We start from the raw sequence: 24803 nt of genomic DNA on the forward strand, positions 1-24803 counted from the left end.
GTTGGGGTCCATGAAAGAGTACAAGCTTTCCGCCTGGCCGGATCTTCCGGCCCCGTTCCATCGCACCAGCTACCGTCGCATGCTGAGCGACATGTCGCACCGCTTCGTGTCGACGCAGCAGCTGATGGCGACGAGCGGCGCCACCCGCATGGAGGTGCGCAGCTTCCTGCAGATGCTGGCAGACCGCGGACTGCTGTGCGAGCGCGAAGCCCCGCGCACCCCGCTGTCGGGCTTCAGCGGCTGGCTGCGCCGCACCTTCCAGAACGAACCCGAAGACGCGCACACGCGCTGACACGTCCCGCGCGGCCGGGCGCCCCCGGGTTCCACGCTCAGATCACGCCGCGCCCCTCGCACCCCCCAGGTCAGCGCGACGCTGACCAAGCCCCACCTCCCCCCCACGACATCGGCGCCTTGGCGCAGATGTTGCTCAATGCTGCGGCATGTCCGCCGCCAGCTCTCTTCGCATCGTCATCATCGCGCCGGAATCGCTGTCGCCCGATCCGGCCGACGTGACGGCCTGGTGGGAGGCCGAGCGCTCGCGGTCCCTGCGCATCGGCTTGCTGGAGAACGGCTACAACATCGTGGCGGTGCTGCCGGCCGACGTGTTCCTGCCGGACCGGCTGGCGCAGATCCAGCCCGACATGATCATCGTGGACGCCGAGAGCCAGGCGCGCGACACGCTGGAGCATGTGGTGATGGCCACGCGCGACGCGCGCCGGCCGGTGGTGCTGTTCACCGACGATGAAGACACCTCCCACGTGGGCGCGGCCATCGCAGCCGGCGTCACCGCCTACGTGGTGGCCGGCCTGGGCGCCGAGCGCATCAAGCCGGTGCTGGACGTGGCCATGGCGCGCTTCCAGCACGAGGAGGCGATGCGGCGCGAGCTGGCCGACGCCCGACTGCAGCTCAACGAGCGCAAGCTGATCGAGCGTGCCAAGGGCCTGCTGATGCAGCGCCACGGCATCGCCGAGGCCGAGGCCTATGCGCGCCTGCGCAAGACGGCGATGGACAAGGGCCTGAAGCTGGCCGACGTGGCCCAGCGCATCATCGACGTCGCCCATTTGCTGAGCTGAGCACTGTTTCGGCGCGCCCAGGCTGCGCTTTGGTGCGGCGCTGGCGGTTCCAGGCGGCTGACCGCTGGCACACGGCTTGCGTTCCATCGGCCCGAGAGATCAACGGCGATCTTCTTCACCAGCGTGCATGAACTGCCAAGGACGGCGGCTCGCGCACGAGGACGACGGCGTCCCCACACCGCATGCACGCATGCGACTGTGAGGACGCCTTTTTGTTTTCTGCGCAACGTGAACGAGACGCACATGAACGCATCAGGACCCACCGACATGGCACGCCGCACCCTCATCAAGGCCGCCGCCGCCACCGGCGCCGCCGGGCTGCTGCCCGGCCTTCAATCCGTCGTGTACGCCGCCGGCTCCGACAAGCCGGAGAAGGAGGAGGTGCGCATCGGCTTCATCCCGCTGACCGACTGCGCCTCGGTGGTGATGGCCTCGGTGCTGGGCTTCGACAAGAAGTACGGCGTGAAGATCATCCCCACCAAGGAAGCGTCCTGGGCCGGCGTGCGCGACAAGCTGGTCAATGGCGAGCTGGACATGGCGCATGTGCTGTACGGCCTGGTCTATGGCGTGCACCTGGGCATCGCGGGGCCGAAGAAGGACATGGCGGTGCTGATGACGCTGAACAACAACGGCCAGGCGATCACCCTGTCGAAGAAGCTGGCCGACAAGGGCGCGGTGGACGGTGCATCGCTGGCCAAGGTGATGGCCGGCGACAAGCGGGACTACACCTTCGCCCAGACCTTCCCCACCGGCACGCATGCGATGTGGCTGTACTACTGGCTGGCCACCTATGGGGTCGACCCGATGAAGGACGCCAAGGTGATCACCGTGCCGCCACCCCAGATGGTGGCCAACATGCGCGTGGGCAACATGGACGGCTACTGCGTCGGCGAGCCCTGGGGCCACCGCGCCATCATGGACGGCATCGGCATCACCGCGGTGACCACGCAGGACGTCTGGAAGGACCATCCCGAAAAGGTGCTCGGCACCACCGGCGACTTCGTCAAGAAGTACCCCAACACAGCGCGCGCCGTGATGATGGCCGTGCTGGAAGCCGGCCGCTGGATCGACACCAACCTGTCGAACAAGATGAAGATGGCCGAAACCGTGGCCGACAAGGCGTACGTCAACACCAGCGTGGACGCGATCAACCAGCGCATTCTCGGCCGCTACCAGAACGGCCTGGGCAAGACCTGGGACGACCCCAACCACATGAAGTTCTTCAACGACGGCGCGGTGAACTTCCCGTACCTGTCCGACGGCATGTGGTTCCTCACGCAGCACAAGCGCTGGGGCCTGATCAAGGAGCACCCCGATTACCTGGGCCTGGCCAAGCAGATCAACCAGGTGGACCTGTACCGCCAGGTGGCCTCGGCCATGAAGATCAGCGCGCCGAAGGATGCGATGCGCAGCAGCAAGCTGATCGACGGCATCACCTGGGACGGCAAGGACCCGGCGAAGTACGCCGACAGCTTCAAGATCAAGGCCTGAAGGAGCGGACCATGGTGAGTGCAGTCTTCCATTCCCCGCTCGGCACCGCCGACGGGCCCGACACATCGGCCGGCAAGGCGCCCGCCAAGCCGGCGGCGGCAGCCGCCAACGCCACTGCCGCGGCCGCGCCGGTGCCGCACCGCCCTGCCCGCCTGCCGTTCGACTGGCGCGGCCTGTGGCTGGTGGTGCTGCCGCCGGTGATCGGCATCGGGCTGCTCATCGGTGTGTGGGCGCTGCTCACGATGAACAGCGCCTCGTTCCCCACACCGGCGGCCACCTTCGATGCCGCCGTCAAGCTGTTCAGCGACCCGTTCTACCGCCGCGGCCCGAACGACCAGGGCATCGGCTGGAACATCCTCAACTCGCTGCAGCGCGTCGCCCTGGGCTTCGGCCTCGCGGCGCTGGTCGGCATCCCGGCCGGCTTCATGATCGGCCGCTTCGGTTTCCTCAACCGCATGGTGTCGCCGCTGATCAGCCTGCTGCGGCCGGTGTCGCCATTGGCGTGGCTGCCGATCGGGCTGCTGGTGTTCAAGTCGGCCAACCCGGCCGCCATCTGGACCATCTTCATCTGCTCGATCTGGCCGATGGTGATCAACACCGCCGTGGGCGTGCAGCGCGTGCCGCAGGACTACCTGAACGTGGCGCGCGTGCTCAAGCTGAGCGAGTGGAGCGTGATGACCAAGATCCTGCTGCCGGCCGTGCTGCCCTACATGCTGACCGGCGTACGCCTGTCGGTGGGCACCGCCTGGCTGGTGATCGTGGCGGCCGAGATGCTGACCGGTGGTGTGGGCATCGGCTTCTGGGTGTGGGACGAGTGGAACAACCTCAACGTGCCTCACATCCTCATCGCGATCTTCGTGATCGGCATCGTGGGCCTGCTGCTGGAAGCGCTGCTGGTCAGCATCGCAAAACGTTTCTCCTTCGACGACTGAACCGGAGCACCACGATGGACAACTTCATTCAAGTGCAAGGCGCCGAAATGGTGTTCGACACGCGCAAGGGCCGCTTCCATGCCTTGTGCGACATCCACCTGTCGGTGGCGCGCGGCGAGTTCGTCACGCTGATCGGGCACTCCGGCTGCGGCAAGTCGACGCTGCTGAACCTGGTGGCCGGCCTGCTGGTGCCCACCAGCGGTGCGCTGCTGTGCGACAACCGCGAGATCGCGGCGCCCGGGCCCGAGCGCGCGGTGGTGTTCCAGAACCATTCGCTGCTGCCCTGGTTGACCTGCTTCGACAACGTCTACCTGGCCGTGGAGCGGGTGTTCGGCGGCGGCGAACCCAAGGTCAAGCTCAGGCTGCGCACCGAAGCGGCGCTGGAACTGGTGGGAATGGGGCATGCGGCCCAGAAACGGCCCCATGAAATCTCCGGCGGCATGAAGCAGCGTGTGGGTATCGCGCGCGCGCTGGCGATGGAACCGAAGGTGCTGCTGATGGACGAGCCTTTCGGCGCGCTGGACGCCCTGACCCGCGCCCACCTGCAGGACGAACTGCTGAAGATCGTGGCCCGCACCCGCAGCACGGTGATCATGGTGACGCACGACGTGGACGAGGCGGTGCTGCTGTCCGACCGCATCGTGATGATGACCAACGGGCCGGCGGCCACGATCGGGGAGGTGTTGAAGGTCGAGTTGCCCCGGCCGCGCAGCCGGGTGGAACTGGCCGAAAACAGCACCTATGTGCACCACCGCAAGCAGGTGCTCGACTTTTTGTACACCCGCCACGGCTACACGGAGAAGGCGGCCGCCTGAGCATCGCGCTGCCGCTGGCACGAGCCTTGCGAGAGGCGTTGCGACATCGCGTGCGGTGTCTTGTCTATCTCCTCAGCAGGGCGAGCCCGCGGGCCAGCTCTTTCGTCCAGCCTCTCCGCCGCAAGGCGGGGAGGCTTTTTTTCTTCAGTGGTTCTCTTTCGCGTGGTTGATGGAGTACTTGGGAATCTCCACCGTCACATCCTGGTTCGACAGGATGGCCTGGCATGACAGGCGGGAGGTGGGCTCCAGGCCCCAGGCGCGGTCCAGCAGGTCTTCTTCGCTCTCGTCCATCTCGCCCAGGGAGTTGAAGCCCTCACGCACCACCACGTGGCAGGTGGTGCAGGCGCAGCTCATCTCGCAGGCATGCTCGATCGGGATGGCGTGCTCCAGCAGGGCTTCGCAGATGGAGGTGCCGGCAGGCGCCTCCACCGTGGCGCCCTGGGGGCAGTACTCGGCATGCGGCAGGATCTTGATGACGGGCACTTAAGCTTTCCTCAGACTTCTCGGACATTGCGGCCCGCGAGGGCGCTGCGGATGCCGCGGTTCATTCGTTCGGCGGCAAAGGCCTCGGTGCCCCTGGCCAGCGCTTCGACGGCGGCGTTGATCGCGGTGTGGTCGTCACCCCGAGCCGTCTCGGCCAGCGCCTGGGCCAACGCCTCGATCTGTGCCCGCTCGCCGGCGACAAGCAGGTCGCCATCGGCGGCCAGGGCGGACTGGGTGGCCAGCAGCATGCGCTCGGCTTCCACCCGCGCCTCGCGCAGCGCACGCGCGGCCATGTCGCCTTCGGCGCTGGCAAACCCTTCCTTCAGCATGCGGGCGATGTCCTCGTCGCCCAGGCCATAACTGGGTTTGACGACGATGGCCGCCTCCACGCCGGAGGTCTGCTCGCGCGCCGACACGTTGAGCAGGCCGTCGGCGTCCACCTCGAAGGTGACGCGGATGCGGGCGGCACCAGCCACCAAGGGCGGAATGCCGCGCAGCTCGAAACGCGCCAGTGAACGGCAGTCGGACACCAGCTCGCGTTCGCCCTGCACCACGTGCAGCGCCATCGCAGTCTGGCCGTCCTTGAAGGTGGTGAAGTCCTGCGCCTTGGCGGTCGGGATGGTGGTGTTGCGCTCGATGATGCGCTCCACCAGCCCGCCCATGGTCTCCAGGCCCAGGGACAGCGGAATCACGTCCAGCAGCAGCAGGCCGCCTTCGGCGTTGTTGCCGGCCAGCTGGTTGGCCTGCAGCGCCGCGCCCAGCGCCACCACTTCGTCGGGGTTCAGGTCGTTCAGCGGCTTGCGATCGAAGAACTCGCCCACGGCCGCCTGGATGGCCGGCATGCGGGTGGAGCCACCCACCATCACCACGCCCTGCACCTCGTCGCGCCGCACCTTGGCATCGCGCAGCACGCGCTTCACGCTCTGGAGCGTGCGCTCCACCAGGTGACGGGTGAGCTCATCAAACCGCTCGCGCGACACGGCCACGGCGATGTCGCGCCCGGCGATGCGGCAACGCAGCTCGGCATGGGGGTTGGCGGTCAAGGCCTCCTTGGCCGCGCGGGCAGCCACCAGCACGGTGCGCTTGTCCTGCGGGCCGGCCACCTGCACGCCGGCCTGGGCCAGCGCCCAGTCCGCCAGGGCCTGGTCGAAATCGTCGCCACCCAGCGCGGCATCACCACCGGTGGCGACCACCTCGAACACGCCGCGCGACAGGCGCAGCAGCGAGATGTCGAAGGTGCCGCCGCCGAGGTCGAAGACGGCGTAGAGGCCTTCGCTGCCATGGTCCAGGCCGTAGGCCACCGCGGCGGCAGTCGGCTCATTCAGCAGGCGCAGCACCTTCAGCCCGGCGAGCTGCGCCGCGTCCTTGGTGGCCTGGCGCTGTGCATCGTCGAAGTAGGCGGGCACCGTGATGACGGCGCCGAACAGCTCGTCGTCGAAGCTGTCCTCCGCCCGGTAGCGCAAGGTGGCCAGGATCTCGGCCGACACCTCCACCGGCGACTTCACGCCCTGGCGGGTGGCGATGCCCACCATGCCGGGCTGGTCCACGAAGCGGTAGGGCAGCTTGTCGCGCTCGCCGATGTCGTTCAGGCCGCGGCCCATGAAACGCTTGACCGAGACGATGGTGTTTTCCGAATCCTCGGCCTGGGTCACTTGCGCATCGAAGCCGATCTGGCGCCCCTGGCCTTCCAGGTAGCGCACGATGGAGGGTAGCAGCACGCGCCCCTGCCCATCGGGCAGACATTCCGGCACGCCGTGGCGCACCGCGGCGACCAGCGAATGGGTGGTGCCCAGGTCGATGCCCACCGCGATGCGGCGCTGGTGAGGGTCGGGCGCCTGGCCCGGCTCGGAGATCTGCAGCAGGGCCATGTCAGTACAGGCGCGTTATAGGGATGCGGGAATGCATGGCCGTCATTGTCCCAGTGCCTCCAGGCGATGGTCGATGTCGGAGCGAAAGCGTGCAACGAACATGAGGGCTCTCACCACGCTCGAGGCGGCCGCGGCGTCATGGCGTTCGTCCAGCGCCTGGCGCACGTGTTCGAACAGCGCGGCTTCTTCGCGGGCGATGCTTTCGTCCAGCGCCTGCACCGCCTGAACGCCCTCGGCATCCTCTAGCGTTTCCCGCCATTCCATCTGCTGCATGAGGAAAGCCGGCGGCATGGCGGTGTTGTTCTCGGCCTGGATCGGCGCGCCGCCCAGCTCGCACAGCAGGGCGGCGCGCTTGAGCGGGTCGCGCAGGCGCTGGTAGGCCTCGTTCACCCGCACGGCCCATTGCATCGCCAGCCGCTGGGCGGCCGCGCCCTCGGCGGCGAACTTGTCAGGGTGCACCCGGTTCTGCAGCGCACGCCACGACGCGTCCAGCTGCGCACGGTCCAGCGCGAACCGGCGCGGAAGGCCGAACAGGGTGAAGTCGTCGTCGTCGAGTTTCACGGTGGTGGCATGAAAAAGGCGCGGCTGTTGGGCCGCGCCTTCAACGGAGTGAGGTGATCAGACGCGGAACGACTCGCCGCAACCGCAGCGGTCCTTCTCGCGGGGGTTGTGGAACTTGAAGCCTTCGTTGAGGCCCTCGCGCACGAAGTCCAGCTGCGTGCCGTCGATGTAGGGCAGGCTCTTCGGATCCACCAGGATCTTCACGCCGTGGCCTTCGAACACATGGTCTTCGGGCGCCACTTCATCGGCATATTCCAGCTTGTAGGCCAGGCCGGAACAGCCGGTGGTCTTGACGCCCAGGCGCACACCGACCCCCTTGCCACGCTTGGCGATGTAGCGCGAGACGTGGCGGGCGGCAGCCTCCGTCAACGTGACTGCCATGGCGCTCACTGCACGGTTTCCCCGGCGCTGGCGGTGGCACCCGCCTTGGCCTTGTAGTCCTGCACCGCCGCCTTGATGGCGTCCTCGGCCAGGATGGAGCAGTGGATCTTCACCGGCGGCAGCGCCAGCTCTTCGGCGATCTTGGTGTTCTTGATCGTCAGCGCTTCGTCCAGCGACTTGCCCTTCACCCACTCAGTGACGAGCGAGCTGGATGCGATGGCGGAGCCGCAGCCGTAGGTCTTGAACTTGGCGTCCTCGATCAGGCCGGTCCTGGGGTTCACCTTGATCTGCAGCTTCATCACGTCGCCGCAGGCGGGAGCGCCCACCATGCCGGTGCCGACGGAATCGTCGTTCTTGTCGAACGAGCCGACGTTGCGGGGGTTTTCGTAGTGGTCGATGACCTTGTCGCTGTATGCCATTTTTCTACTCCTGGTCCTTCATCAATGCGCGGTCCATTGGATCGCGCTGATGTCCACGCCGTCCTTGTACATCTCCCACAGCGGCGAGAGCTCGCGCAGCTTGGCCACGCGGTCCTTCAGCGTCGAGACGGCGTAGTCGATCTCTTCTTCCGTCGTGAAACGGCCGATCGTCATGCGCAGGCTCGAATGCGCCAGCTCGTCGCTGCGGCCCAAGGCGCGCAGCACATAACTGGGCTCCAGGCTGGCCGACGTACAGGCCGACCCGGAGGACACGGCGAGGCCCTTGACGCCCATGATCAAGGACTCGCCCTCGACGTAGTTGAACGAGATGTTCACGTTGTGCGGTACACGGCGCTCGAGGTCGCCGTTGATGAACACCTGCTCGATGTCGGAGAGGCCGCGCAGCAGCTTCTGCTGCAGCATGCGGATGCGCTCGCTCTCCACGCCCATCTCTTCCTTGGCGATGCGGAAGGCCTCGCCCATGCCGATGATCTGGTGCGTGGGCAAGGTGCCGGAGCGCATGCCGCGCTCATGGCCGCCGCCGTGCATCTGCGCCTCCAGGCGCACCCGGGGCTTGCGCCGCACGTACAGCGCGCCGATGCCCTTGGGGCCGTAGGTCTTGTGCGAGGCCAGGCTCATCAGGTCGATCGGCAGCTGGCTCATGTCGATGGCCACCTTGCCGGTGGCCTGCGCCGCGTCGACGTGGAAGATGATGCCGCGCTCGCGGCACATCGCGCCGATGGCCGGGATGTCCTGGATGACGCCGATCTCGTTGTTCACGAACATCACCGACACCAGGATGGTGTCGGGCCGCAGCGCCGCCTTGAACTTGTCCAGGTCGAGCAGGCCGTTTTCCTGCACCTCGAGGTAGGTGACCTCGAAGCCCTGGCGCTCCAGCTCGCGCATGGTGTCCAGCACGGCCTTGTGCTCCGTCTTCACCGTGATCAGGTGCTTGCCGCGGCTCTTGTAGAAGTGAGCCGCGCCCTTGAGCGCCAGGTTGTTGGATTCGGTCGCCCCCGAGGTCCAGACGATCTCGCGCGGGTCGGCGTTGATCAGCTCGGCCACCTGCGTGCGCGCCTTCTCCACCGCCTCTTCCGCCTCCCAGCCCCAGGCATGGCTGCGTGAAGCCGGGTTGCCGAAGTGTTCGCGCAGCCAGGGAATCATCACATCGACCACGCGCGGGTCGACCGGCGTGGTGGCGCCGTAGTCCATGTAGATCGGGAAGTGCGGGGTCATGTCCATGTCGAAACAGGCTTCTTCAGACGGGCAGATGTGCACAGGCGCTGCGGGCGGCTAACGCCCGCAGCGGCCTTCACTTCGAGAACGCGTTGCCGAGGGCGAACACCGAGTTCGGCGCGGTCACCTTGATCGGCTTGACGACCGGCTGGCTGGAAATCGCGCGCTTGACGGGCGCTTCTTCCACCGAGACGCCACGGGCGAGCTGGTCGTCCACCAGCTTCTTCAGCGAGATGGAGTCGAGGTACTCGATCATCTTGTTGTTCAGGCTGGTCCACAGGTCGTGCGTCATGCAGCGGCCGGTGTCGTCGCCCATGCAGTTTTCCTTGCCGCCGCAGCCGGTGGCGTCCAGCGCCTCGTCCACGGCGACGATGATGTCGGCGACGGTGATGTCCTCGGCCTTGCGGCCCAGCGAATAGCCGCCGCCCGGGCCGCGGGTGCTTTCCACCAGCTCATGGCGGCGCAGCTTGCCGAACAGCTGCTCCAGGTAGGACAACGAGATCTGCTGGCGCTGGCTGATGGCGGCCAGGGCGACCGGCCCGGAATGCGAGCGCAGCGCCAAGTCGATCATGGCGGTGACGGCAAAACGGCCTTTGGTGGTCAAACGCATAACTTCTCCTTCTCGCCAAAGCGGCAGCGCAGCAAACACGGACCAATCTGGGGCCACATGTCCGCCGGGACCGGCGGTAACCGGGTAAACCCTCGCTCGATTACCCTTGTGAGTTCCCGAGCGATTTACTCAATTATACATGAAGCCGACCAGTTTGGTCGGGATTACCCGAGGAAGTTCCCAGCGGGTCCGCCGCGTCGCGTTCAGGCCGCTTTCCCGCCGATCGGCAGCACATTGACGTCGTGCCCCGGCGCGCCGAACGCCTGCTCCCGCAGCAGCGCCAGCTGGTCGCGTACCCGCGCAGCCTGTTCGAATTCCAGGTTGCGGGCGTGGTCCAGCATCTGCTTTTCCAGCTGTTTGATCCGCTTGCCGAGATCCTTCTCCGACATGGCCTCGACCTGCGCCGCCTCTTCCATGTGCTTGAGCTTGCTGCGGTCGTCCTGCTGGCTCACCACCCCGTCGATCATTTCCTTGATCTGCTTGGTGATACTGCGCGGCGTGATGCCCTGGGCCAGGTTGTGGGCGATCTGCTTGGCGCGGCGGCGCTCCGTCTCGTCGATCGCGCGCCGCATGGAATCCGTGATCCGGTCGCCATAAAGGATGGCCTTGCCGTTGAGGTTGCGCGCCGCCCGGCCGATGGTCTGGATCAGGCTGCGCTCGGCGCGCAGGAAGCCTTCCTTGTCCGCGTCCAGGATGGCCACCAGCGACACCTCCGGGATGTCCAGCCCCTCGCGCAGCAGGTTGATGCCCACCAGCACGTCGAAGGCGCCCAGCCGCAGGTCGCGGATGATCTCCACCCGCTCCACGGTGTCGATGTCGGAGTGCAGGTAGCGCACTTTGACCCCGTTTTCCGACAGGTAATCGGTGAGCTGCTCGGCCATGCGCTTGGTCAGCGTAGTGATCAGCACGCGCTCGTTCACCTTCACCCGCTCGCGGATCTCCTGCAGCGCATCGTCCACCTGGTGGGTCGCCGGGCGCACCTCCACTTCCGGGTCGATCAGCCCGGTGGGCCGCACCAACTGCTCAACCACCTGGCCGGCATGCTCCTGCTCGTAGGCGGCCGGCGTGGCGGAGACAAAGATCGCCTGGCGCATCTTCTTCTCGAACTCGGCAAACTTCAGCGGCCGGTTGTCCATGGCGCTGGGCAGGCGGAAACCGTACTCCACCAGCACTTCCTTGCGCGCCCGGTCGCCGTTGTACATGCCGCCCAGCTGGCCGATGAGCACATGGCTCTCGTCCAGGAACATCAGCGAGTCCTTGGGCAGGTAGTCCACCAGCGTGGGCGGCGGGTCGCCCGGCATCGCGCCTGACAGGTGCCGGGTGTAGTTCTCGATGCCCTTGCAGTGGCCCACCTCCTGCAGCATCTCCAGATCGAAGCGGGTGCGCTGCTCCAGGCGCTGGGCCTCCACCAGCTTGCCGGCCTTGACGAATTCATCCAAGCGCCAGCGCAGCTCTTCCTTGATGGTCTCGATGGCGCGCACCACCTGGCCGCGCGGCGTGACGTAGTGGCTGGACGGGTACACCACGAAACGCGGCACCTTCTGCCGGATGCGGCCGGTCAGCGGGTCCAGCAGGGAGAGCGACTCGATCTCGTCGTCGAACAGCTCGATGCGGATCGCCAACTCCGAGTGTTCGGCCGGGAAGATGTCGATGGTGTCGCCGCGCACCCGGAAACTGCCGCGCGAGAAATCGATCTCGTTGCGGGTGTACTGCATGGTGATCAGCTGGGCGATCAGGTCGCGTTGGCCGACCTTGTCGCCCACCCGCACGATGAGCCGCATCTGGGTGTAGTCCTCCGGCTTGCCGATGCCGTAGATCGCGCTCACGGTGGCCACGATCACCACGTCGCGGCGCTCGAGGATGCTCTTGGTGGCCGACAGCCGCATCTGCTCGATGTGCTCGTTGATCGAGCTGTCCTTCTCGATGAACAGGTCGCGCTGCGGGACGTAGGCTTCCGGCTGGTAGTAGTCGTAGTAGCTGACGAAGTACTCCACCGCGTTCTTCGGAAAGAACTCGCGGAATTCGCTGTACAGCTGGGCGGCCAACGTCTTGTTGGGCGCGAACACGATGGCCGGGCGGCCCATTTGCGCGATCACGTTGGCCATGGTGAAGGTCTTGCCCGAGCCGGTGACGCCCAGCAGCGTCTGGAAGCTCAGGCCGTCACGCAGCCCTTCCACCAATTTGGTGATGGCGGTCGGCTGGTCGCCCGCGGGCGGATACGGCTGGAACAGCTGGAACGGCGAATCCGGATAGCTGATGAACTCGCCCTGGGGCGCCTCCGCTACCACTTCCTGCATGACATCCGAACGATCTGGCATGGGGATTTCCCTGGGGTCACATAAAATCGATGCCGTGCCGGCAGCGAACCCTTCAGGTTATCGCAACCGGCGCTCCCGCCTCACCCTCCCTTCAGAAAGAGCCTCCATGTCGTTGTTCGACGCTGTCCAGATGGCCCCGCGCGACCCGATCCTGGGTCTGAACGAGCAGTTCAACGCCGACCCCAACCCTGCCAAGGTGAACCTGGGCGTGGGCGTCTACTACGACGACAACGGCAAGCTGCCGCTGCTGGCCTGCGTGGCTGCGGCGGAAAAACAGATGCAGGAAGCGCCCAAGCCGCGTGGCTACCTGCCGATCGACGGCATCGCCGCCTATGACAAGGCGGTGCAAGGCCTGGTCTTCGGCGCCGACAGCGAAGCGGTGCGCAGCGGCCGCGTGGCCACCGTGCAGGCCCTGGGCGGCACCGGCGGCCTGAAGGTGGGCGCGGATTTCCTGCACCGCCTGAACCCGGAAGCGCAGGTGCTGATCAGTGACCCGAGCTGGGAGAACCACCGCGCGCTGTTCACCAACGCCGGCTTCACCGTCACCAGCTACCCCTATTACGACGCGGCCCGCCGCGGCGTGGACTTCGACGGCATGCTGGGCGCCCTGAACGCGGCCCCCGCCGGCACGGTGGTGGTGCTGCATGCCTGCTGCCACAACCCCACCGGTTATGACATCACCACCGAGCAGTGGACGCAGGTGGTGGCCGCGGTCAAGGCACGCGGGCTGGTGGCCTTCCTGGACATGGCCTACCAGGGCTTCGGCGAGGGCATTGCCGAAGACGGCGCCGTGATCCAGCAATTCCTCGCCGCGGGCATCGACTTCTTCGTCTCCACCTCATTCTCCAAGAGCTTCTCGCTCTATGGCGAACGGGTGGGCGCCCTGAGCGTGGTGTGCGCCACCAAGGAAGACGCAGCCCGTGTGCTCAGCCAGCTGAAGATCGTGATCCGCACCAACTACTCCAACCCGCCCACGCATGGCGCCGAGGTGGTGGCCACGGTGCTGAACACGCCCGCGCTGCGCAAGATGTGGGAGGAGGAGCTGGCCGGTATGCGTGTGCGCATCAAGCTGATGCGCGAGGAGCTGGTGAACAAGCTGGCCGCCGCCGGCGTGCAGCAGGACTTCGGCTTCATCGGCCGCCAGAAGGGCATGTTCAGTTATTCGGGCCTGAACAAGGCACAGATGGAGCGCCTGCGCAATGAGTTCGGCGTGTACGGCGTGGATTCCGGCCGCATCTGCGTTGCCGCGCTCAACAGCCGCAACATCGACGCGGTGGTGGCGGCCATCGCCAAGGTGCTCTGAGAGCGAGCGAACCGTTCTCACCAAGCCCGGCGCCTGCCGGGCTTTTTTATTGCCTTTGCTTCAAAAGGCGCGCCGCAGCGGCACTGTTCACGAAAAGAACACCCGTTCGATACGTGTTTTCTCGCTATGGTGCAGAGCCGCATACCGGCACGATTGACCGGTAAAGATGTTTGTTGCACTGCACAAAACTTCGTGCGATATTCGATTCCTCCTGCCACAAGAGTCTGTTCATGCTGTATCAGCTTTACGAAACCCAGCGCGCCCTGATGGCCCCGTTCGCTGAGTTCGCCAGCGCGTCGTCCAAGCTGTACAACCACCCGCTGTCGCCGTTCACCCACACGCCGATGGCCCAGCGTATCTCCGCCGGGTTCGACCTCGTGCACCGGCTGGCCAAGGAATACGAGAAGCCGCAATTCGGGATCACCTCCGCCGTGGTAGGCGGCACGCCGGTGGCGGTGCAGGAGCAGGTGGCGCTGAACAAGCCCTTCTGCCGTCTGCTGCGCTTCAAGCGCTTCACCGACGACGCCGCGGCGCTGGACCTGATGAAAGGGCAGCCCACCGTGCTTGTGGTGGCGCCGCTGTCCGGCCACCACGCCACCTTGCTGCGCGACACGGTCAAGAGCCTGCTGCAGGACCACAAGGTCTACATCACCGACTGGACCGACGCCCGCATGGTGCCGGTGGAGGACGGCCCCTTCCACCTGGACGACTACGTCCAGTACGTGCAGGAGTTCATCCGCCACATCGGCGCCGATGCCCATGTGATCTCGGTGTGCCAGCCGACCGTGCCGGTGCTGGCGGCCATCTCGCTGATGGCCAGCCGCGGCGAGCCGACGCCGCAGACCATGACCATGATGGGTGGCCCGATCGACGCCCGCAAGTCGCCCACTGCGGTGAACAACCTGGCGATGAACAAGAGCTACGAGTGGTTCGAGAACAACGTGATCTACCGCGTGCCGCCGAACTACCCCGGCGCCACGCGCCGTGTGTACCCGGGCTTCCTGCAGCACACCGGCTTCGTGGCCATGAACCCGGACCGCCACCTCAGCTCGCACTACGACTACTTCCTGGACCTGGTGCGCGGTGACGAGGACAGCGCCGAAGGGCACCGCCAGTTCTACGACGAATACAACGCCGTGCTGGACATGCCGGCCGAGTACTACCTGGACACCATCAAGACGGTGTTCCAGGACTTCGCGCTGGTCAACGGCACCTGGCAGGTGAGCGGCGAGCTGGTGCGCCCGCAGGACATCGAGAGCACCGCCCTGCTCACCATTGAAGGCGAGCTGGACGACATTTCCGGCGCGGGCCAGACCAAGGCCGCGCACGGGCTGTGCACCGGCATCCCCAAGGACCGCCAGTTCCACTACGACGTGGTGGGCGCCGGCCACTACGGCATCTTCTCCGGCCGCCGCTGGCGCGAGAAGGTCTACCCCGAAGTGCGTGACTTCATCGCCCGCCACCACGCGGGTGACGGCGAGCGGGCTGCCACGGCGCCGCGCACCGCACGCAAGGCAACCGCGCGCAAGGCAAAGGGATAATCCGGCGGTGCCCGCCACCGCTGATCCCACACTCGACTCCCTGGCCGCCGCGATCGACGCGGCCCTGCCCCAGACGCAGTGCACACGCTGCGGCTATCCCGACTGCCGCGCCTATGCCGACGCGGTGGCTCGCGGGGCGGCGCAGATCAACCAGTGCCCGCCCGGCGGCGCCGAAGGCGTGGCCCGGCTGGCTGCGCTGACGGGCCGGCCCGTGTTGCCACTGAACCCGGAACACGGCACCGAAGGCCCGTTGCGGCTGGCGCTCATCGACGAGAGCTGGTGCATCGGCTGCACCCTGTGCATCAAGGCCTGCCCGGTGGACTGCATCGTGGGCGCACCCAAGCAGATGCACACCGTGGTGCCCGACCAATGCACCGGCTGCGAACTCTGCATTCCGGCCTGCCCGGTGGACTGCATCGAGCTGGTGACAGTGGAGCCGCAGCGCACCGGCTGGTCCGCGTGGAGCCAGCCGCACGCGGACCAGGCCCGCGCGCGTTATGCCTTCCGCCAGGTCCGCCTGGAGCGCGACAAACGCGAGAACAACGAACGCCTGGCCGCCAAGGCCCAAGCCAAGCTGGCCGACCTCGCACAGGCATCCGCCATCACCGACCCCGCCACGCTGGAGCGCAAGCGCAGCATCGTCGAAGCGGCCCTCGCGCGCGCCCGCGCGCAGCGCAATGTCGGATGAAACGCGAGGACGTCGAACCCTTTTTCGCCACGCTGAGGGCCGCCAACCCGCAGCCCACCAGCGAGCTCGAATACACCAGCGTGTTCGAGCTGCTGGCCGCGGTGCTGTTGTCCGCCCAGGCCACCGACGTGGGCGTGAACAAGGCCACCCGGCGGCTGTTCCCGGTGGCCAACACGCCGGCCAAGATCCTTGCGTTGGGCGAGGAGCGGCTCGCGGAGTACATCAAGACCATCGGCCTGTACCGCAACAAGGCGAAGAACCTGCTGGCCACCTGCCGCATCCTGATCGAGCAGCACGGTGGGCAAGTGCCGCGAACGCGTGAAGCGCTGGAGGCGCTGCCCGGCGTGGGCCGCAAGACAGCCAACGTGGTGCTCAACGTGGCTTTCGGCGAGCCGACCTTCGCAGTGGACACCCATGTGTTCCGCGTGAGCAATCGCACCGGCCTGGCGCCGGGCAACACACCCTACGAGGTGGAGCTCAAGCTGGAGCAACGCGTGCCCGGCCCTTACCGCGCCGATGCGCACCATTGGCTCATCCTCCACGGCCGCTACATCTGCCAGGCGCGCAAGCCGCTGTGCCTGCAATGCGCTGTCAGCCGCTGGTGCGACAGCTTCCCGCTGGTGCAGCCTGAAGCCGACGAGTGAGCTGCATACTGCCGCACCGCATCCCTTTGCGCACCATGAGCACCTCCCGCTTCCATTCAGGTTTCACACGCTTCGCCAAGTGGACCGCACGCATGAGCGGCCGCCCTGTGACCTTCGGGCTGGCAGTCGGCCTCATCCTCGTGTGGGCCCTCACCGGCCCCCTCTTCCATTACAGCGACACCTGGCAACTGGTGATCAACACCGGCACCACCATCATCACCTTCCTGATGGTGTTCCTGATCCAGAACACGCAAAACCGCGATGCCGAGGCATTGCAGGTGAAGCTGGACGAACTGATCCGCGCGATCGAAGGCGCGGAGAACTCGATGATCGACCTGGAGGAGCTGGACGACGAACAGCTCGCCCGCATCCGCGCCCGCTATGCCAAGCTCGCCGAGCGTGCGCGCAAGGCGGCGCAGCGCAAGGGCGGAGGGCTGCAGACCGACGACTGAGCGGCAGTTTTCAACGCTGCCGGCCAGCGGGCGCCGCCTACAATCGGCGCCATTGCCCCCGGACGCCGCACCATGTCGAAGATCCAAGAACTCGCTGACCGGGTCGAACGGCTGCTGCTGCGGCATGAGGAACTCAAGCGCACCAACGAACTGCTGCAGCAGCAGCTGACCGCCGTGACCACCGAACGCGACAGCCTGCGTTCGCGCCTGGGCGCGGCACGCGCCCGCATCGACGCGCTGCTGGAGCGGCTGCCGGCTGATCTGGACACCAAGGGCGGCCCGCAATGAAGCAGATCGAAGTGACCATCATGGGGCAGAGCTACATCCTCGGCTGCCCCGAAGGCGGCGAAACCTCGCTGCTGCAGGCCGTGGCCAGTGTCGACAAGGAAATGAGCGCGATCCGCGATGCGGGCAAGGTGAAGGCGCGCGAGCGCATCGCCGTGCTGGCCGCCTTGAACCTGGCCTACCAGCTGGCCGAGCGGCCGTTGGTGCCTGCGGCCTCGGCCGCGGCACGAGTGAATGGCGCGGCCTCCGACGTGGACCTCGACACGCTGATCCGCAGGGTCGACCAGGCCCTGGGCGAAGACGGTCAATTGCTGTAACCCTTCACGGCCCCTGGCACGCGTTGCAGGCGTAGAATTCTTTGGGTCCGCTGCGTTCGAGTGGGTTTTATATTTCCTTGAACCGATGCTCTTTGAGCTAGGGCTTGGAACATCGCTTGGCTGGTGCGATCGTCTCGCGTCAGATGAACCCGATGCCTCGCTGACCTCGCCCACCTGAACACCACCTGGGTTCAGGAATGCGGCCCACGGTTCGCAGTGGACACCTTCTTCTGCCGCTTCCCCGATGCACCCACAGTTTTGGCTCATGAAGAGCGAGCCCGACGAGTGCTCGATCGACGACCTGGCGAAGCGGCCACAACAAACCGTCCCCTGGACCGGCGTGCGCAACTACCAGGCGCGCAACTTCATGCGCGACGCCATGCGCGCGGGCGACGGCGTGCTGTTCTATCACTCGTCGTGCCCGCAACCCGGGATCGCCGGCCTGGCCGAAGTGGCCAGCAGCGCCTACCCTGACGCCACGCAGTTCGATCCGAACAGCAAGTACTTCGATGCGAAAGCCAGCCCGGAGCATCCACGCTGGCTGCATGTGGACGTGAAGCTGGTGCGCAAGACGCGCCTGCTGTCGCTGCCGGAGATGCGCCAGCACGCCGCCCTGGCCGACATGCAGGTGCTGCGCGCAGGCAACCGCCTGTCCATCACGCCGGTGACGCCGGCGCAATGGCAGGCCGTGCTGCAGTTGCTGGACGCCGCATGATGCTCGAGTGGAGCCTGGTGGCCGAACTGCTGCTGCTGGGCTGCGGCACCGGCTTTCTGGCCGGCCTGCTGGGCATTGGTGGCGGCATGCTGATGGTGCCCTTCATGACGCTGCTGCTGTCGCAGCGCGGCGTGCCGGCGGCGTTGGCGGTGAAGATGGCGATTGCCACGTCGATGGCGACCATCCTGTTCACGTCGGTCTCCAGCGTGCGCGCCCACCACAAGCGCGGCGCGGTGCGCTGGGACGTGGTGCGCACCCTGGCACCGGGCATCGTGGTGGGCGGCTTGATCGCGGGCGCCGGCGTGTTCGCCCTGCTCAAGGGCACCACGCTGGCGCTGGTGTTCGCCATCTTCGTCGGCTTTTCCGCCACGCAGATGCTGCTGGACAAGAAGCCCAAGCCCACGCGCCAGTTGCCCGGCCCGGCCGGCCGCTTTGCCGCGGGCGGCGGCATCGGCTTCATCTCCGGCCTGGTGGGCGCCGGCGGCGGATTTGTGTCGGTGCCCTTCATGACCTGGTGCAACGTGCCGATGCACAACGCGGTGGCCACCAGCGCAGCGCTGGGCTTTCCGATCGCGCTGGCCAACACCGTCGGCTACGTGGTGGGCGGCTGGTCACTGCCCAACCCGCTGCCCGGCGCGCTGGGCTACCTGTGGCTGCCCGCCCTGGCGGTGATTGCCACCGCGAGTGTGCTGCTGGCGCCGCTGGGTGCGCGCGCCGCGCATGCGATGAACGTCAAGCAGCTCAAGCGCGCCTTCGCCGGAATGCTGTACCTGCTGGCCGCGTACATGCTCTACAAAGCGATCGCGTAGTCGACGCGCACCCGCGGCCGCAAGGCGGCCATCAACTTTCATGCTGGAGCCCCCGCCCGGAGGGGGCTAGGGGGAGCCGTACGCCCACCGGGGCACCCGGCCTAGAAGCCGGCGGCGCCGGCTTCTAGGCCGGGTCGAACCGGATGCTGGCCAGCGTGACGTGATTGCCGCCGCGGCGCTGGGCTTCCTTCAGCGCGGCCTCGCAGGCGGACATCAGGTCGTCCTGTGTGAGCGCGGTGTGCGGGAAGCTCGCCACGCCCATGGCCACGGTGAAGCCCAGCTCCTGCCCGTCCAGCACCACGATCTGGGTGGCGCACTGGCGGCGCAGGCCTTCCATGCGCGAATGCGCAGTGGCCAAGCCCACACCGGACAGCAGCACGGCGAAGCTGCCTTCATCGAGGCGGCAGGAGGCGTCCATCGCGCGGGTGTTGCCGCGCAGCAGGCGCCCCACGGCTTCGAGGATGCGGCCCTGCGCCGGCGCGCCGAGGGCGCGCACGCGCTCGGTGGGCGCGTCCAGCGCGATCAGCACCATCGCGAACTCTCGGTGTTCGCGGGTGGACAGGTCCACCTCGCGCCGCAGCTGGTCCTCGAAGTGCGCGCGGGTGTAGAGGCCCGTGGCCGTGTCGCGCAGGGACTGGTCTTGCAGTTCGCGGCGCAGCTGCTCGTTGGCGCGCTGCTGCTCTTCCAGTTGCTCCAGCGCATTGCGCAGCTGGGTGTCCTTGTGGCGCTGCTGGCTCTGGTCGCGCCACACGCTGCACAGCAGCCGCCGGCCTTGATCGTCCGGCCCGACCACCGCGCGCAGCACGCTGAAGTCATGGCGCGCGCCACGCCACTCGAAGCGGTGCTCGCTGCTCCACACACCGGGCTGGCCCAGCGCGGTCTGCTCGGCCGCCCGCAGCGCGGTGGCCAGCGTGGCGTCCAGCAGTTCGCCGTCGCTGCGGCCGGGGATCTCCGCGGCCGGCACGCCCAGCCACTCGGCCATCGCCCGGTTGACATGCACATAGCGCCCGCTGGCCGCGTCCTTCACCGACAACAGGGTGCCCTGCTGCTCCAGCACCAACGGCAGCAGCTGGCCGAAGGCCAGCTGCAGGCGGCCGGGGTCGGCAGCAGCCGCAAGATCGTCGGGGTGTAGCGGTGCGGACATGGAGGCGGGAGCAAGGTAGACGCTCCCCCGAATGGTATAGGTTTGGCGCGTGCCCGCGCCGCCCAGCGAGCGCATGCCCCCTGTTCGAGGTGAATCCACGAGGTGTGCTTCAGCCCATCAGCAACTGGACACTTCGCTCGTAACGTTCGGTCAGGCGCTCGAAACACCCCAGCAAGGCTTCGCTCGCATCGGCCAACAGCAGGCGCCCCCGCGCGGAGGCCACGGTGCGCGCCCCGTGGAGCATGCGTTGCCACTGCTCGTCGGCGCCGGCCAGGCCAGCGCGGATCTCCGGCGTGCTGAGCGGCGCGGCTTTCAACGCATCCAGCGCAGCTTCGAAGTCCCGCACCGTCTGCGCCGACTGCAAAGCCGCCTCGCGCCCCGCCTCGCCGGTGAGCAGCACACCGAGCAGTGCCTGCTTGGCCAGACGCTGGCTCAGCATGCGCTGGCGGCCGCTGAGGTTGACCACGTGCAAGGTGGTGACCGGCCCGGCACCCTCGAGCGCGGTGGTGAGGTTGTCCGCACAGGCCAGCAGGCGCTCGGCCACGGCATCGGCATCGCTCAATGCCTGGGCGCCGGGAGCGGCCTGCAAGGCAGCGGTCAGTTCAGCGAAGCTGCGGTCCACCGCTGAGAGCAGGTCACCAAACGTGGCCATGGACACCGTGCGCTTGAGGTGGTCGATCTGCTGCGCGGCCCGCTGCAGCGACTGGTCGAGCAGCGCACGCGAAGCTGGCACATCGGTGGCGCTGACCACCAGCGCATGCAGCTTCAGCAGGCGCTGCGAGAGCATGCGCAGCTGCCCCGCGCGATTGACCGCGTCGGCGTCGCGGGCGGCCACAATCACATGCTGCGCCACCTGGCCCACGCGCTGCTTGGCCTGCATGGACGCGGTGCGCAACAGATGGAACGCCTGGTCCTCGGGGATCGCCTGCGCGCGCATCAGGATGCCCTTGGCGCGGTCGAGCAGCTTGCGCTCCTCGAAACGGTCGCCCAGTTCCTGCAGCGCCTCGCGCTGGCGCTGTTCGTGGCGAAACCGCACCTGGGCCAGCTGCACCAGCGGGCGCAGCCGTTGGGATGCGTAACCGTGCACCACCCAGGCGCTCACGCCCGCTTCCAGTGCACGCTCCAGCGCCTCCGCCTGCACGTCGCTGGTGAACACCACCACCGGCAGCGGGCAGGTCTGCATCAGCGCAGCCAGCGTGCGGAACCAGGCCTCGCCCGGCACCGGCGCCCAGCACACCACGACATCGGGGGCCGCACGCACCGCCTCCTGCACCAACTTGTCGCATTCCACGGCCCCCAGCACGTGAATGCCCACCGAGGTGAGATCCCCGGCGATATCCGGCATGCCGGGCGAGGGCGTGGCAACAAGCAGGGCAGAAGTCATTGACGGCCGGGATTTCAGAGAGGGACACCCGAAGTTGAAAGCATGGAGCGCGCCACCGCACACATCGTGCGCGTCATTTGGCACGGATGCTGCTTTTCAGCACCCCGGGCGCAGCGCCGCGCCTGTCGACCGTGCACCTGCACAGCCGGTCGTGCGCCCGCCGTCGCGCGCAGCCATGTGCCTCCAGCTTTGCCCGCTTCTGGTGCGAAGCGCTGTCCTGCGGAGAGCCATGTCCAGCTTCACCACCTTCCTGCGTGCGGGCCACGGCCCCACACTGTTTGCCGCGTTCCTGTATTTCGCCTTCTCCTGCTGCATCTGGGTGCTCAACGGCGCGATGGCGCCGTTCATCAGCGAGACCTTCCAGCTGTCGCCGGCACAGAAGGGCCTGATGCTGTCGGTGCCGATCATCGCTGGCGCGCTGATGCGCTTTCCGCTCGGCGTGCTGGCGCAGTACATCGGCCGCAAGCGCGCCACGCTGGTCGAGATGGCCCTGATCGCGGTGGCCATGCTGTTCGGCTTCTTCTTCGTGCACAGCTTCAATGACCTGCTGGCCATGGGCGTGCTGCTGGGCATCGCCGGTGCCAGCTTCGGCGTGGCCCTGTCGCTGGGCTCGGGCTGGTTCCCGCCCCAGCACAAGGGCCTGGCCATGGGGCTGGTGGGTGCGGGCAACGTGGGCACCGCGGTGTCGGTGCTGGTGGCTCCGCCGCTGGCCGGCTGGCTGGGGTGGCAGGCGGTGTACGGCGTGGCGGCAGCGGCCATCGCGGTGCCCATGCTGGTGATGATCCTGCTGGCCAAGGAGCCGCCGGACGTGGACGCGCACGCCAGCTTCCGCGAGCACATCGCCTGCCTGTTCGAGAAGGACGGCTGGGCCTTCAGCCTGATCTACGGCGTGACCTTCGGCGGTTTCATCGGGCTGACCACCTTCCTGCCTTCCTACTACTACGACCAGTTCGGCGTGAGCAAGGTGCAGGCGGGGCAGCTCACCATGCTGGCGGCCTTCATGGGCGCGGCGGTGCGCATCGCCGGCGGCTGGATCTCCGACCGCTGGGGCGGCGTGAACACGCTCACGCTGGTGCTGGTGGTGGTGGCGGTGTGCCTGGTGCTGGTGGGGCTGTCGTCGGGCTCGCTGGTGCTCACCACCCTGCTGCTGATGCTGTGTTTTGCGGCCCTGGGCGCCGGCAATGGCGCGCTGTTCCAGCTGGTGCCGCTGCGCTGGCCCACGGCCACCGCGGTGGCCGGCTCGATGATCGGCGAGATCGGCGCCCTGGGCGGCGGCCTGGTGCCCAACGCGATGGGCTTGTCGAAGCAATACGCCGGCACCTACGCCTGGGGCTTCGTGCTGTTCGCCGCGCTCGCGGTGGTGATGCTGGGCGTGATGCGCGTGATGCAGATCCGCTGGACCCGCACTTGGGCCGAAAAGGGCGGCCGGGCACGTGCGCACGCTGCGCCAGCGGCCGCACAGACAACATCACTCAAAAAGGCACGCGCCTGATGACGCTCTCGGTCAAAGCCCAGCGGCCGCCGCGGATCCGGCTTCGCCGGTCCGCCAGCGGCGCCCCCTTGAGGGGGAGCGCCGAAGGCGCTCCGGGTTGGGCCCTACCTCGGCAGAAAGAGCAACCACACGATCAGCAGCACGTTGAACAGTGCGGAGATCGCAAAGGCCAGCTTCCACACGGCCCCGGGGTCGCGCTTGAGCAAGGGGGTGGGCAGCGGCGCGGACAGCAGGCGCGAGGCACCCCGCTCCAGCGCGAGCGCCAGCTCCTCTGCGGTCTCGAAACGCTGGCGCGCGTCGCGCGTCACGGCCTTGAGCACCACGTGGTCCAGCCAGATCGGCACGTCGGGCCGCCGGCGCGACGGGGGCACCGGGTCGCGCCGGTAGCGCCCGGACTGGTAGGGTTCGATCTCGCCGTAAGGCAGGTGGCCGGTGAGCCACCGGTACAGCGTGGCGCCCAGCGCGAAGAGATCGCTGCCGCGGTCGGCCCGGCCACCGGGCTCCCACTGCTCCGGGTTCATGTAGCTGGGCGTACCCGCATGCAGCTCACGTTGGGCCTCCGGCTCCCGGCCCGACAAGGCCACGCCCAGGTCGAGGATGCGCCACTGCCCATCGTCGCCCAGGTGCAGGTTGGCGGGCTTGATGTCGCGGTGGATCACACCATGGCGGTGCAGGCGGCCCAGGGCCCGTGCCACGTCCAGCGCGCCCGCCACCACCTCGTCCACCGTGAAGCGCCGGCCCTGTGCCAGCCACTGCTCCAGCGTGCGGCCACCGTGCCAGTCGAACAGCAGGTACAGCGCGCTGGGCTCCGCCACCTCGCGCAGGCGCACGAAGCCGCGCGCGTCGTGCGCGGTGACATGCGCACCCAGCCAGGCCTCGTGGGCCAGCATGGCGCGCTCCTGGGGATCATTGGCGCGCGACTCGTGCAGCGTCTTCAGCGCCAGCAGCGTGCCCTGCGCGTCGCGCGCCTGGTACAGGCGGTGCACCCCGGTGTCAGCCACCAGAGCGGTGATCGTGAAGCCGTCCAGCGCTTCCCCCACCTTCAGCTTCGGCGGCACCGGCAGATGGCGGCCGCGCCGCAGTTCATCGTCCAGGCCGCCGCTGTCCAGCCCGAGCACGCGGATCACCAGCGCGGTGGCGTTGTCCCGGCTGCCGGCGTCCAGCGCCGCTTGCACGATCGCTTCGCTGGCCTGCTGGGCCGTGCCCTCGCCCGCCAGCTGCGCGAGCGTGCGGCGCCTCAGCACGCCGTGCACACCGTCGCTGGTGAGCAGGAACACATCGCCCACCTGCAACTCGCCCTGCAGGTAGTCCACCCGCACACGATCGTCCAGGCCCACCGCACGCGTGAGGCGGCTGCGCAGGTCGGGGTGGTCCAGCGCATGGTCCTGCGTGAGCTGGCGGCATTCGCCTTCGTGCAGGCGCCAGGCCCGCGTGTCGCCCACATGGGCCAGCGTGTAGCCATGGCCCTGCAGCACCAGCGCAGTCAGCGTCGTCATGGCGGCCGCGCCTTCGGCCGCGGCATGGCGACGGTTGTGACCGGCGAGCCAGGCGTTCTGCGCGGCGATCACTCGGTCCAGCGCCACGGTGGTCTCCCAGGTGGCGGGCGCTGCGAAGAAGTCGTCGAGCAGGCACCTCACCGTGGTCTGCGCGGCCACGCTGCCCTGCCCGCCGGCGGACACACCGTCCGCAATGGCGGCGATGAGCCCGCGGCCCGGCTCACTGGGCGCTGCGCGCAAGGCCGCCGCGAAATCCTGGTTGGATTCGCGCGCACCGCGCCGGCTTGCGTAACCGATGTCGACCTCGAAGCTCATGCTTCGATTCTCGATGTGTTTTCTGGCACCG

General features: G+C 67.6%; 26 protein-coding genes. 15 read left to right on the forward strand and 11 right to left on the reverse strand.

The window, feature by feature from the left end; all coding sequences use genetic code 11:
• Positions 1-10 precede the first annotated feature (10 nt).
• From VPH43_RS12095 to VPH43_RS12115, 5 genes are all read left to right on the forward strand, one after another.
• Complete coding sequence (locus VPH43_RS12095; RefSeq protein ID WP_328577957.1) at positions 11-292, forward strand: hypothetical protein; 282 nt, start codon at positions 11-13, stop codon at positions 290-292.
• Between the two features lie 148 nt (positions 293-440).
• Positions 441-1073, forward strand: a complete 633-nt coding sequence (locus tag VPH43_RS12100) for an ANTAR domain-containing response regulator (RefSeq protein ID WP_328577958.1) — start codon at positions 441-443, stop codon at positions 1071-1073.
• A gap of 243 nt (positions 1074-1316) precedes the next feature.
• A complete protein-coding gene (locus VPH43_RS12105; RefSeq protein ID WP_328577959.1) occupies positions 1317-2564 on the forward strand; it encodes a CmpA/NrtA family ABC transporter substrate-binding protein in 1248 nt (415 codons plus the stop codon).
• Between the two features lie 11 nt (positions 2565-2575).
• A complete protein-coding gene (gene ntrB, locus VPH43_RS12110) occupies positions 2576-3496 on the forward strand; it encodes a nitrate ABC transporter permease (RefSeq protein WP_328577960.1) in 921 nt (306 codons plus the stop codon).
• 14 nt (positions 3497-3510) lie between these two features.
• Positions 3511-4311, forward strand: coding sequence for an ABC transporter ATP-binding protein (locus VPH43_RS12115; RefSeq protein ID WP_328577961.1), 801 nt, complete (start codon positions 3511-3513; stop codon positions 4309-4311).
• 144 nt (positions 4312-4455) lie between these two features.
• On the opposite strand, the gene fdx is transcribed toward VPH43_RS12115, so the two are convergent.
• The 8 genes from fdx to uvrB all read right to left on the reverse strand — a co-directional run bounded on the left by fdx (position 4456) and on the right by uvrB (position 12187).
• Complete coding sequence (fdx, locus tag VPH43_RS12120; RefSeq protein WP_328577962.1) at positions 4456-4794, reverse strand: ISC system 2Fe-2S type ferredoxin; 339 nt, start codon at positions 4792-4794, stop codon at positions 4456-4458.
• An 11-nt stretch (positions 4795-4805) separates the two neighbouring features.
• The gene (hscA, locus tag VPH43_RS12125) at positions 4806-6662 is read right to left on the reverse strand and encodes a Fe-S protein assembly chaperone HscA (RefSeq protein WP_328577963.1); all 1857 of its coding nucleotides are present in this window, start codon (positions 6660-6662) and stop codon (positions 4806-4808) included.
• Between the two features lie 42 nt (positions 6663-6704).
• Positions 6705-7223: a Fe-S protein assembly co-chaperone HscB gene (gene hscB / locus VPH43_RS12130; RefSeq protein ID WP_328577964.1), complete on the reverse strand. Its 519-nt coding sequence runs from the start codon at positions 7221-7223 to the stop codon at positions 6705-6707.
• Between the two features lie 57 nt (positions 7224-7280).
• Positions 7281-7604 (reverse strand): iron-sulfur cluster assembly protein IscA, encoded by a 324-nt coding sequence (iscA, locus tag VPH43_RS12135; RefSeq protein ID WP_328577965.1) that lies wholly within the window; start codon positions 7602-7604, stop codon positions 7281-7283.
• A 5-nt stretch (positions 7605-7609) separates the two neighbouring features.
• A complete protein-coding gene (iscU, locus tag VPH43_RS12140) occupies positions 7610-8023 on the reverse strand; it encodes a Fe-S cluster assembly scaffold IscU (protein ID WP_328577966.1) in 414 nt (137 codons plus the stop codon).
• Positions 8024-8044: 21 nt separating this feature from the next.
• Positions 8045-9265 carry an IscS subfamily cysteine desulfurase gene (locus VPH43_RS12145; protein WP_328577967.1) on the reverse strand — a complete coding sequence of 407 codons (1221 nt, stop codon included), beginning with the start codon at positions 9263-9265 and terminating at the stop codon, positions 8045-8047.
• Between the two features lie 70 nt (positions 9266-9335).
• On the reverse strand, positions 9336-9869 hold the full coding sequence (iscR, locus tag VPH43_RS12150; protein WP_328577968.1) for a Fe-S cluster assembly transcriptional regulator IscR: 534 nt from the start codon (positions 9867-9869) through the stop codon (positions 9336-9338).
• A 203-nt stretch (positions 9870-10072) separates the two neighbouring features.
• Positions 10073-12187, reverse strand: coding sequence for an excinuclease ABC subunit UvrB (gene uvrB / locus VPH43_RS12155; protein WP_328577969.1), 2115 nt, complete (start codon positions 12185-12187; stop codon positions 10073-10075).
• Positions 12188-12293: 106 nt separating this feature from the next.
• Between uvrB and VPH43_RS12160 the strand changes: the two genes are divergently transcribed.
• The 9 genes from VPH43_RS12160 (at position 12294) to VPH43_RS12200 (ending at position 18941) form a co-directional block, all read left to right on the forward strand.
• The gene (locus VPH43_RS12160; protein ID WP_328577970.1) at positions 12294-13490 is read left to right on the forward strand and encodes an amino acid aminotransferase; all 1197 of its coding nucleotides are present in this window, start codon (positions 12294-12296) and stop codon (positions 13488-13490) included.
• A gap of 230 nt (positions 13491-13720) precedes the next feature.
• Positions 13721-15031: a polyhydroxyalkanoate depolymerase gene (locus VPH43_RS12165; protein ID WP_328577971.1), complete on the forward strand. Its 1311-nt coding sequence runs from the start codon at positions 13721-13723 to the stop codon at positions 15029-15031.
• Between the two features lie 7 nt (positions 15032-15038).
• On the forward strand, positions 15039-15719 hold the full coding sequence (gene rsxB / locus VPH43_RS12170) for an electron transport complex subunit RsxB (RefSeq protein WP_328577972.1): 681 nt from the start codon (positions 15039-15041) through the stop codon (positions 15717-15719).
• Positions 15716-16363, forward strand: coding sequence for an endonuclease III (gene nth / locus VPH43_RS12175; RefSeq protein WP_328577973.1), 648 nt, complete (start codon positions 15716-15718; stop codon positions 16361-16363). The genes rsxB and nth overlap by 4 nt, the downstream gene beginning before the upstream one ends.
• Before the next feature lie 35 nt (positions 16364-16398).
• Positions 16399-16815: a low affinity iron permease family protein gene (locus VPH43_RS12180; RefSeq protein WP_328577974.1), complete on the forward strand. Its 417-nt coding sequence runs from the start codon at positions 16399-16401 to the stop codon at positions 16813-16815.
• A gap of 72 nt (positions 16816-16887) precedes the next feature.
• Positions 16888-17103 carry a cell division protein ZapB gene (zapB, locus tag VPH43_RS12185; RefSeq protein ID WP_328577975.1) on the forward strand — a complete coding sequence of 72 codons (216 nt, stop codon included), beginning with the start codon at positions 16888-16890 and terminating at the stop codon, positions 17101-17103.
• Positions 17100-17417 carry a cell division protein ZapA gene (locus tag VPH43_RS12190; RefSeq protein WP_328577976.1) on the forward strand — a complete coding sequence of 106 codons (318 nt, stop codon included), beginning with the start codon at positions 17100-17102 and terminating at the stop codon, positions 17415-17417. The genes zapB and VPH43_RS12190 overlap by 4 nt, the downstream gene beginning before the upstream one ends.
• 265 nt (positions 17418-17682) lie before the next feature.
• Positions 17683-18132, forward strand: a complete 450-nt coding sequence (locus tag VPH43_RS12195; RefSeq protein WP_328577977.1) for an EVE domain-containing protein — start codon at positions 17683-17685, stop codon at positions 18130-18132.
• A complete protein-coding gene (locus tag VPH43_RS12200; RefSeq protein ID WP_328577978.1) occupies positions 18129-18941 on the forward strand; it encodes a sulfite exporter TauE/SafE family protein in 813 nt (270 codons plus the stop codon). Before VPH43_RS12195 ends, VPH43_RS12200 begins: the two co-directional genes overlap by 4 nt.
• A gap of 124 nt (positions 18942-19065) precedes the next feature.
• On the opposite strand, the gene VPH43_RS12205 is transcribed toward VPH43_RS12200, so the two are convergent.
• On the reverse strand, positions 19066-20085 hold the full coding sequence (locus tag VPH43_RS12205; protein WP_328577979.1) for a GGDEF domain-containing protein: 1020 nt from the start codon (positions 20083-20085) through the stop codon (positions 19066-19068).
• Positions 20086-20194: 109 nt separating this feature from the next.
• Positions 20195-21469 carry a type IV pili methyl-accepting chemotaxis transducer N-terminal domain-containing protein gene (locus VPH43_RS12210; protein WP_328577980.1) on the reverse strand — a complete coding sequence of 425 codons (1275 nt, stop codon included), beginning with the start codon at positions 21467-21469 and terminating at the stop codon, positions 20195-20197.
• Positions 21470-21698: 229 nt separating this feature from the next.
• On the opposite strand from VPH43_RS12210, the gene VPH43_RS12215 reads away from it, so the two are divergent.
• Positions 21699-22961 carry an MFS transporter gene (locus VPH43_RS12215; RefSeq protein WP_328577981.1) on the forward strand — a complete coding sequence of 421 codons (1263 nt, stop codon included), beginning with the start codon at positions 21699-21701 and terminating at the stop codon, positions 22959-22961.
• A gap of 104 nt (positions 22962-23065) precedes the next feature.
• Here the strand turns inward: VPH43_RS12215 and VPH43_RS12220 are convergent, their stop codons facing one another.
• Positions 23066-24772 carry a bifunctional protein-serine/threonine kinase/phosphatase gene (locus tag VPH43_RS12220; RefSeq protein WP_328577982.1) on the reverse strand — a complete coding sequence of 569 codons (1707 nt, stop codon included), beginning with the start codon at positions 24770-24772 and terminating at the stop codon, positions 23066-23068.
• Positions 24773-24803 lie beyond the last annotated feature (31 nt).

Origin of the sequence: Ideonella sp. BN130291, from assembly GCF_036231905.1 — a bacterium.
Lineage (GTDB): Bacteria > Pseudomonadota > Gammaproteobacteria > Burkholderiales > Burkholderiaceae_C > CAMLIZ01.

Excerpts from the sequence above, each read along its gene's own strand:
- iscA (WP_328577965.1), bottom strand. The coding sequence starts at position 7,604 with ATGGCAGTCACGTTGACGGAGGCTGCCGCCCGCCACGTCTCGCGCTAC.
- zapB (WP_328577975.1), top strand. The coding sequence starts at position 16,888 with ATGTCGAAGATCCAAGAACTCGCTGACCGGGTCGAACGGCTGCTGCTG.
- VPH43_RS12205 (WP_328577979.1), bottom strand. The coding sequence starts at position 20,085 with ATGTCCGCACCGCTACACCCCGACGATCTTGCGGCTGCTGCCGACCCC.
- VPH43_RS12160 (WP_328577970.1), top strand. The coding sequence starts at position 12,294 with ATGTCGTTGTTCGACGCTGTCCAGATGGCCCCGCGCGACCCGATCCTG.
- VPH43_RS12220 (WP_328577982.1), bottom strand. The coding sequence starts at position 24,772 with ATGAGCTTCGAGGTCGACATCGGTTACGCAAGCCGGCGCGGTGCGCGC.
- VPH43_RS12195 (WP_328577977.1), top strand. The coding sequence starts at position 17,683 with ATGAAGAGCGAGCCCGACGAGTGCTCGATCGACGACCTGGCGAAGCGG.
- VPH43_RS12190 (WP_328577976.1), top strand. The coding sequence starts at position 17,100 with ATGAAGCAGATCGAAGTGACCATCATGGGGCAGAGCTACATCCTCGGC.
- hscA (WP_328577963.1), bottom strand. The coding sequence starts at position 6,662 with ATGGCCCTGCTGCAGATCTCCGAGCCGGGCCAGGCGCCCGACCCTCAC.
- iscU (WP_328577966.1), bottom strand. The coding sequence starts at position 8,023 with ATGGCATACAGCGACAAGGTCATCGACCACTACGAAAACCCCCGCAAC.
- ntrB (WP_328577960.1), top strand. The coding sequence starts at position 2,576 with ATGGTGAGTGCAGTCTTCCATTCCCCGCTCGGCACCGCCGACGGGCCC.
- VPH43_RS12215 (WP_328577981.1), top strand. The coding sequence starts at position 21,699 with ATGTCCAGCTTCACCACCTTCCTGCGTGCGGGCCACGGCCCCACACTG.
- VPH43_RS12100 (WP_328577958.1), top strand. The coding sequence starts at position 441 with ATGTCCGCCGCCAGCTCTCTTCGCATCGTCATCATCGCGCCGGAATCG.
- VPH43_RS12105 (WP_328577959.1), top strand. The coding sequence starts at position 1,317 with ATGAACGCATCAGGACCCACCGACATGGCACGCCGCACCCTCATCAAG.
- VPH43_RS12180 (WP_328577974.1), top strand. The coding sequence starts at position 16,399 with ATGAGCACCTCCCGCTTCCATTCAGGTTTCACACGCTTCGCCAAGTGG.
- VPH43_RS12165 (WP_328577971.1), top strand. The coding sequence starts at position 13,721 with ATGCTGTATCAGCTTTACGAAACCCAGCGCGCCCTGATGGCCCCGTTC.
- VPH43_RS12210 (WP_328577980.1), bottom strand. The coding sequence starts at position 21,469 with ATGACTTCTGCCCTGCTTGTTGCCACGCCCTCGCCCGGCATGCCGGAT.
- VPH43_RS12095 (WP_328577957.1), top strand. The coding sequence starts at position 11 with ATGAAAGAGTACAAGCTTTCCGCCTGGCCGGATCTTCCGGCCCCGTTC.
- VPH43_RS12145 (WP_328577967.1), bottom strand. The coding sequence starts at position 9,265 with ATGGACATGACCCCGCACTTCCCGATCTACATGGACTACGGCGCCACC.
- VPH43_RS12115 (WP_328577961.1), top strand. The coding sequence starts at position 3,511 with ATGGACAACTTCATTCAAGTGCAAGGCGCCGAAATGGTGTTCGACACG.
- nth (WP_328577973.1), top strand. The coding sequence starts at position 15,716 with ATGAAACGCGAGGACGTCGAACCCTTTTTCGCCACGCTGAGGGCCGCC.
- uvrB (WP_328577969.1), bottom strand. The coding sequence starts at position 12,187 with ATGCCAGATCGTTCGGATGTCATGCAGGAAGTGGTAGCGGAGGCGCCC.
- VPH43_RS12200 (WP_328577978.1), top strand. The coding sequence starts at position 18,129 with ATGATGCTCGAGTGGAGCCTGGTGGCCGAACTGCTGCTGCTGGGCTGC.
- iscR (WP_328577968.1), bottom strand. The coding sequence starts at position 9,869 with ATGCGTTTGACCACCAAAGGCCGTTTTGCCGTCACCGCCATGATCGAC.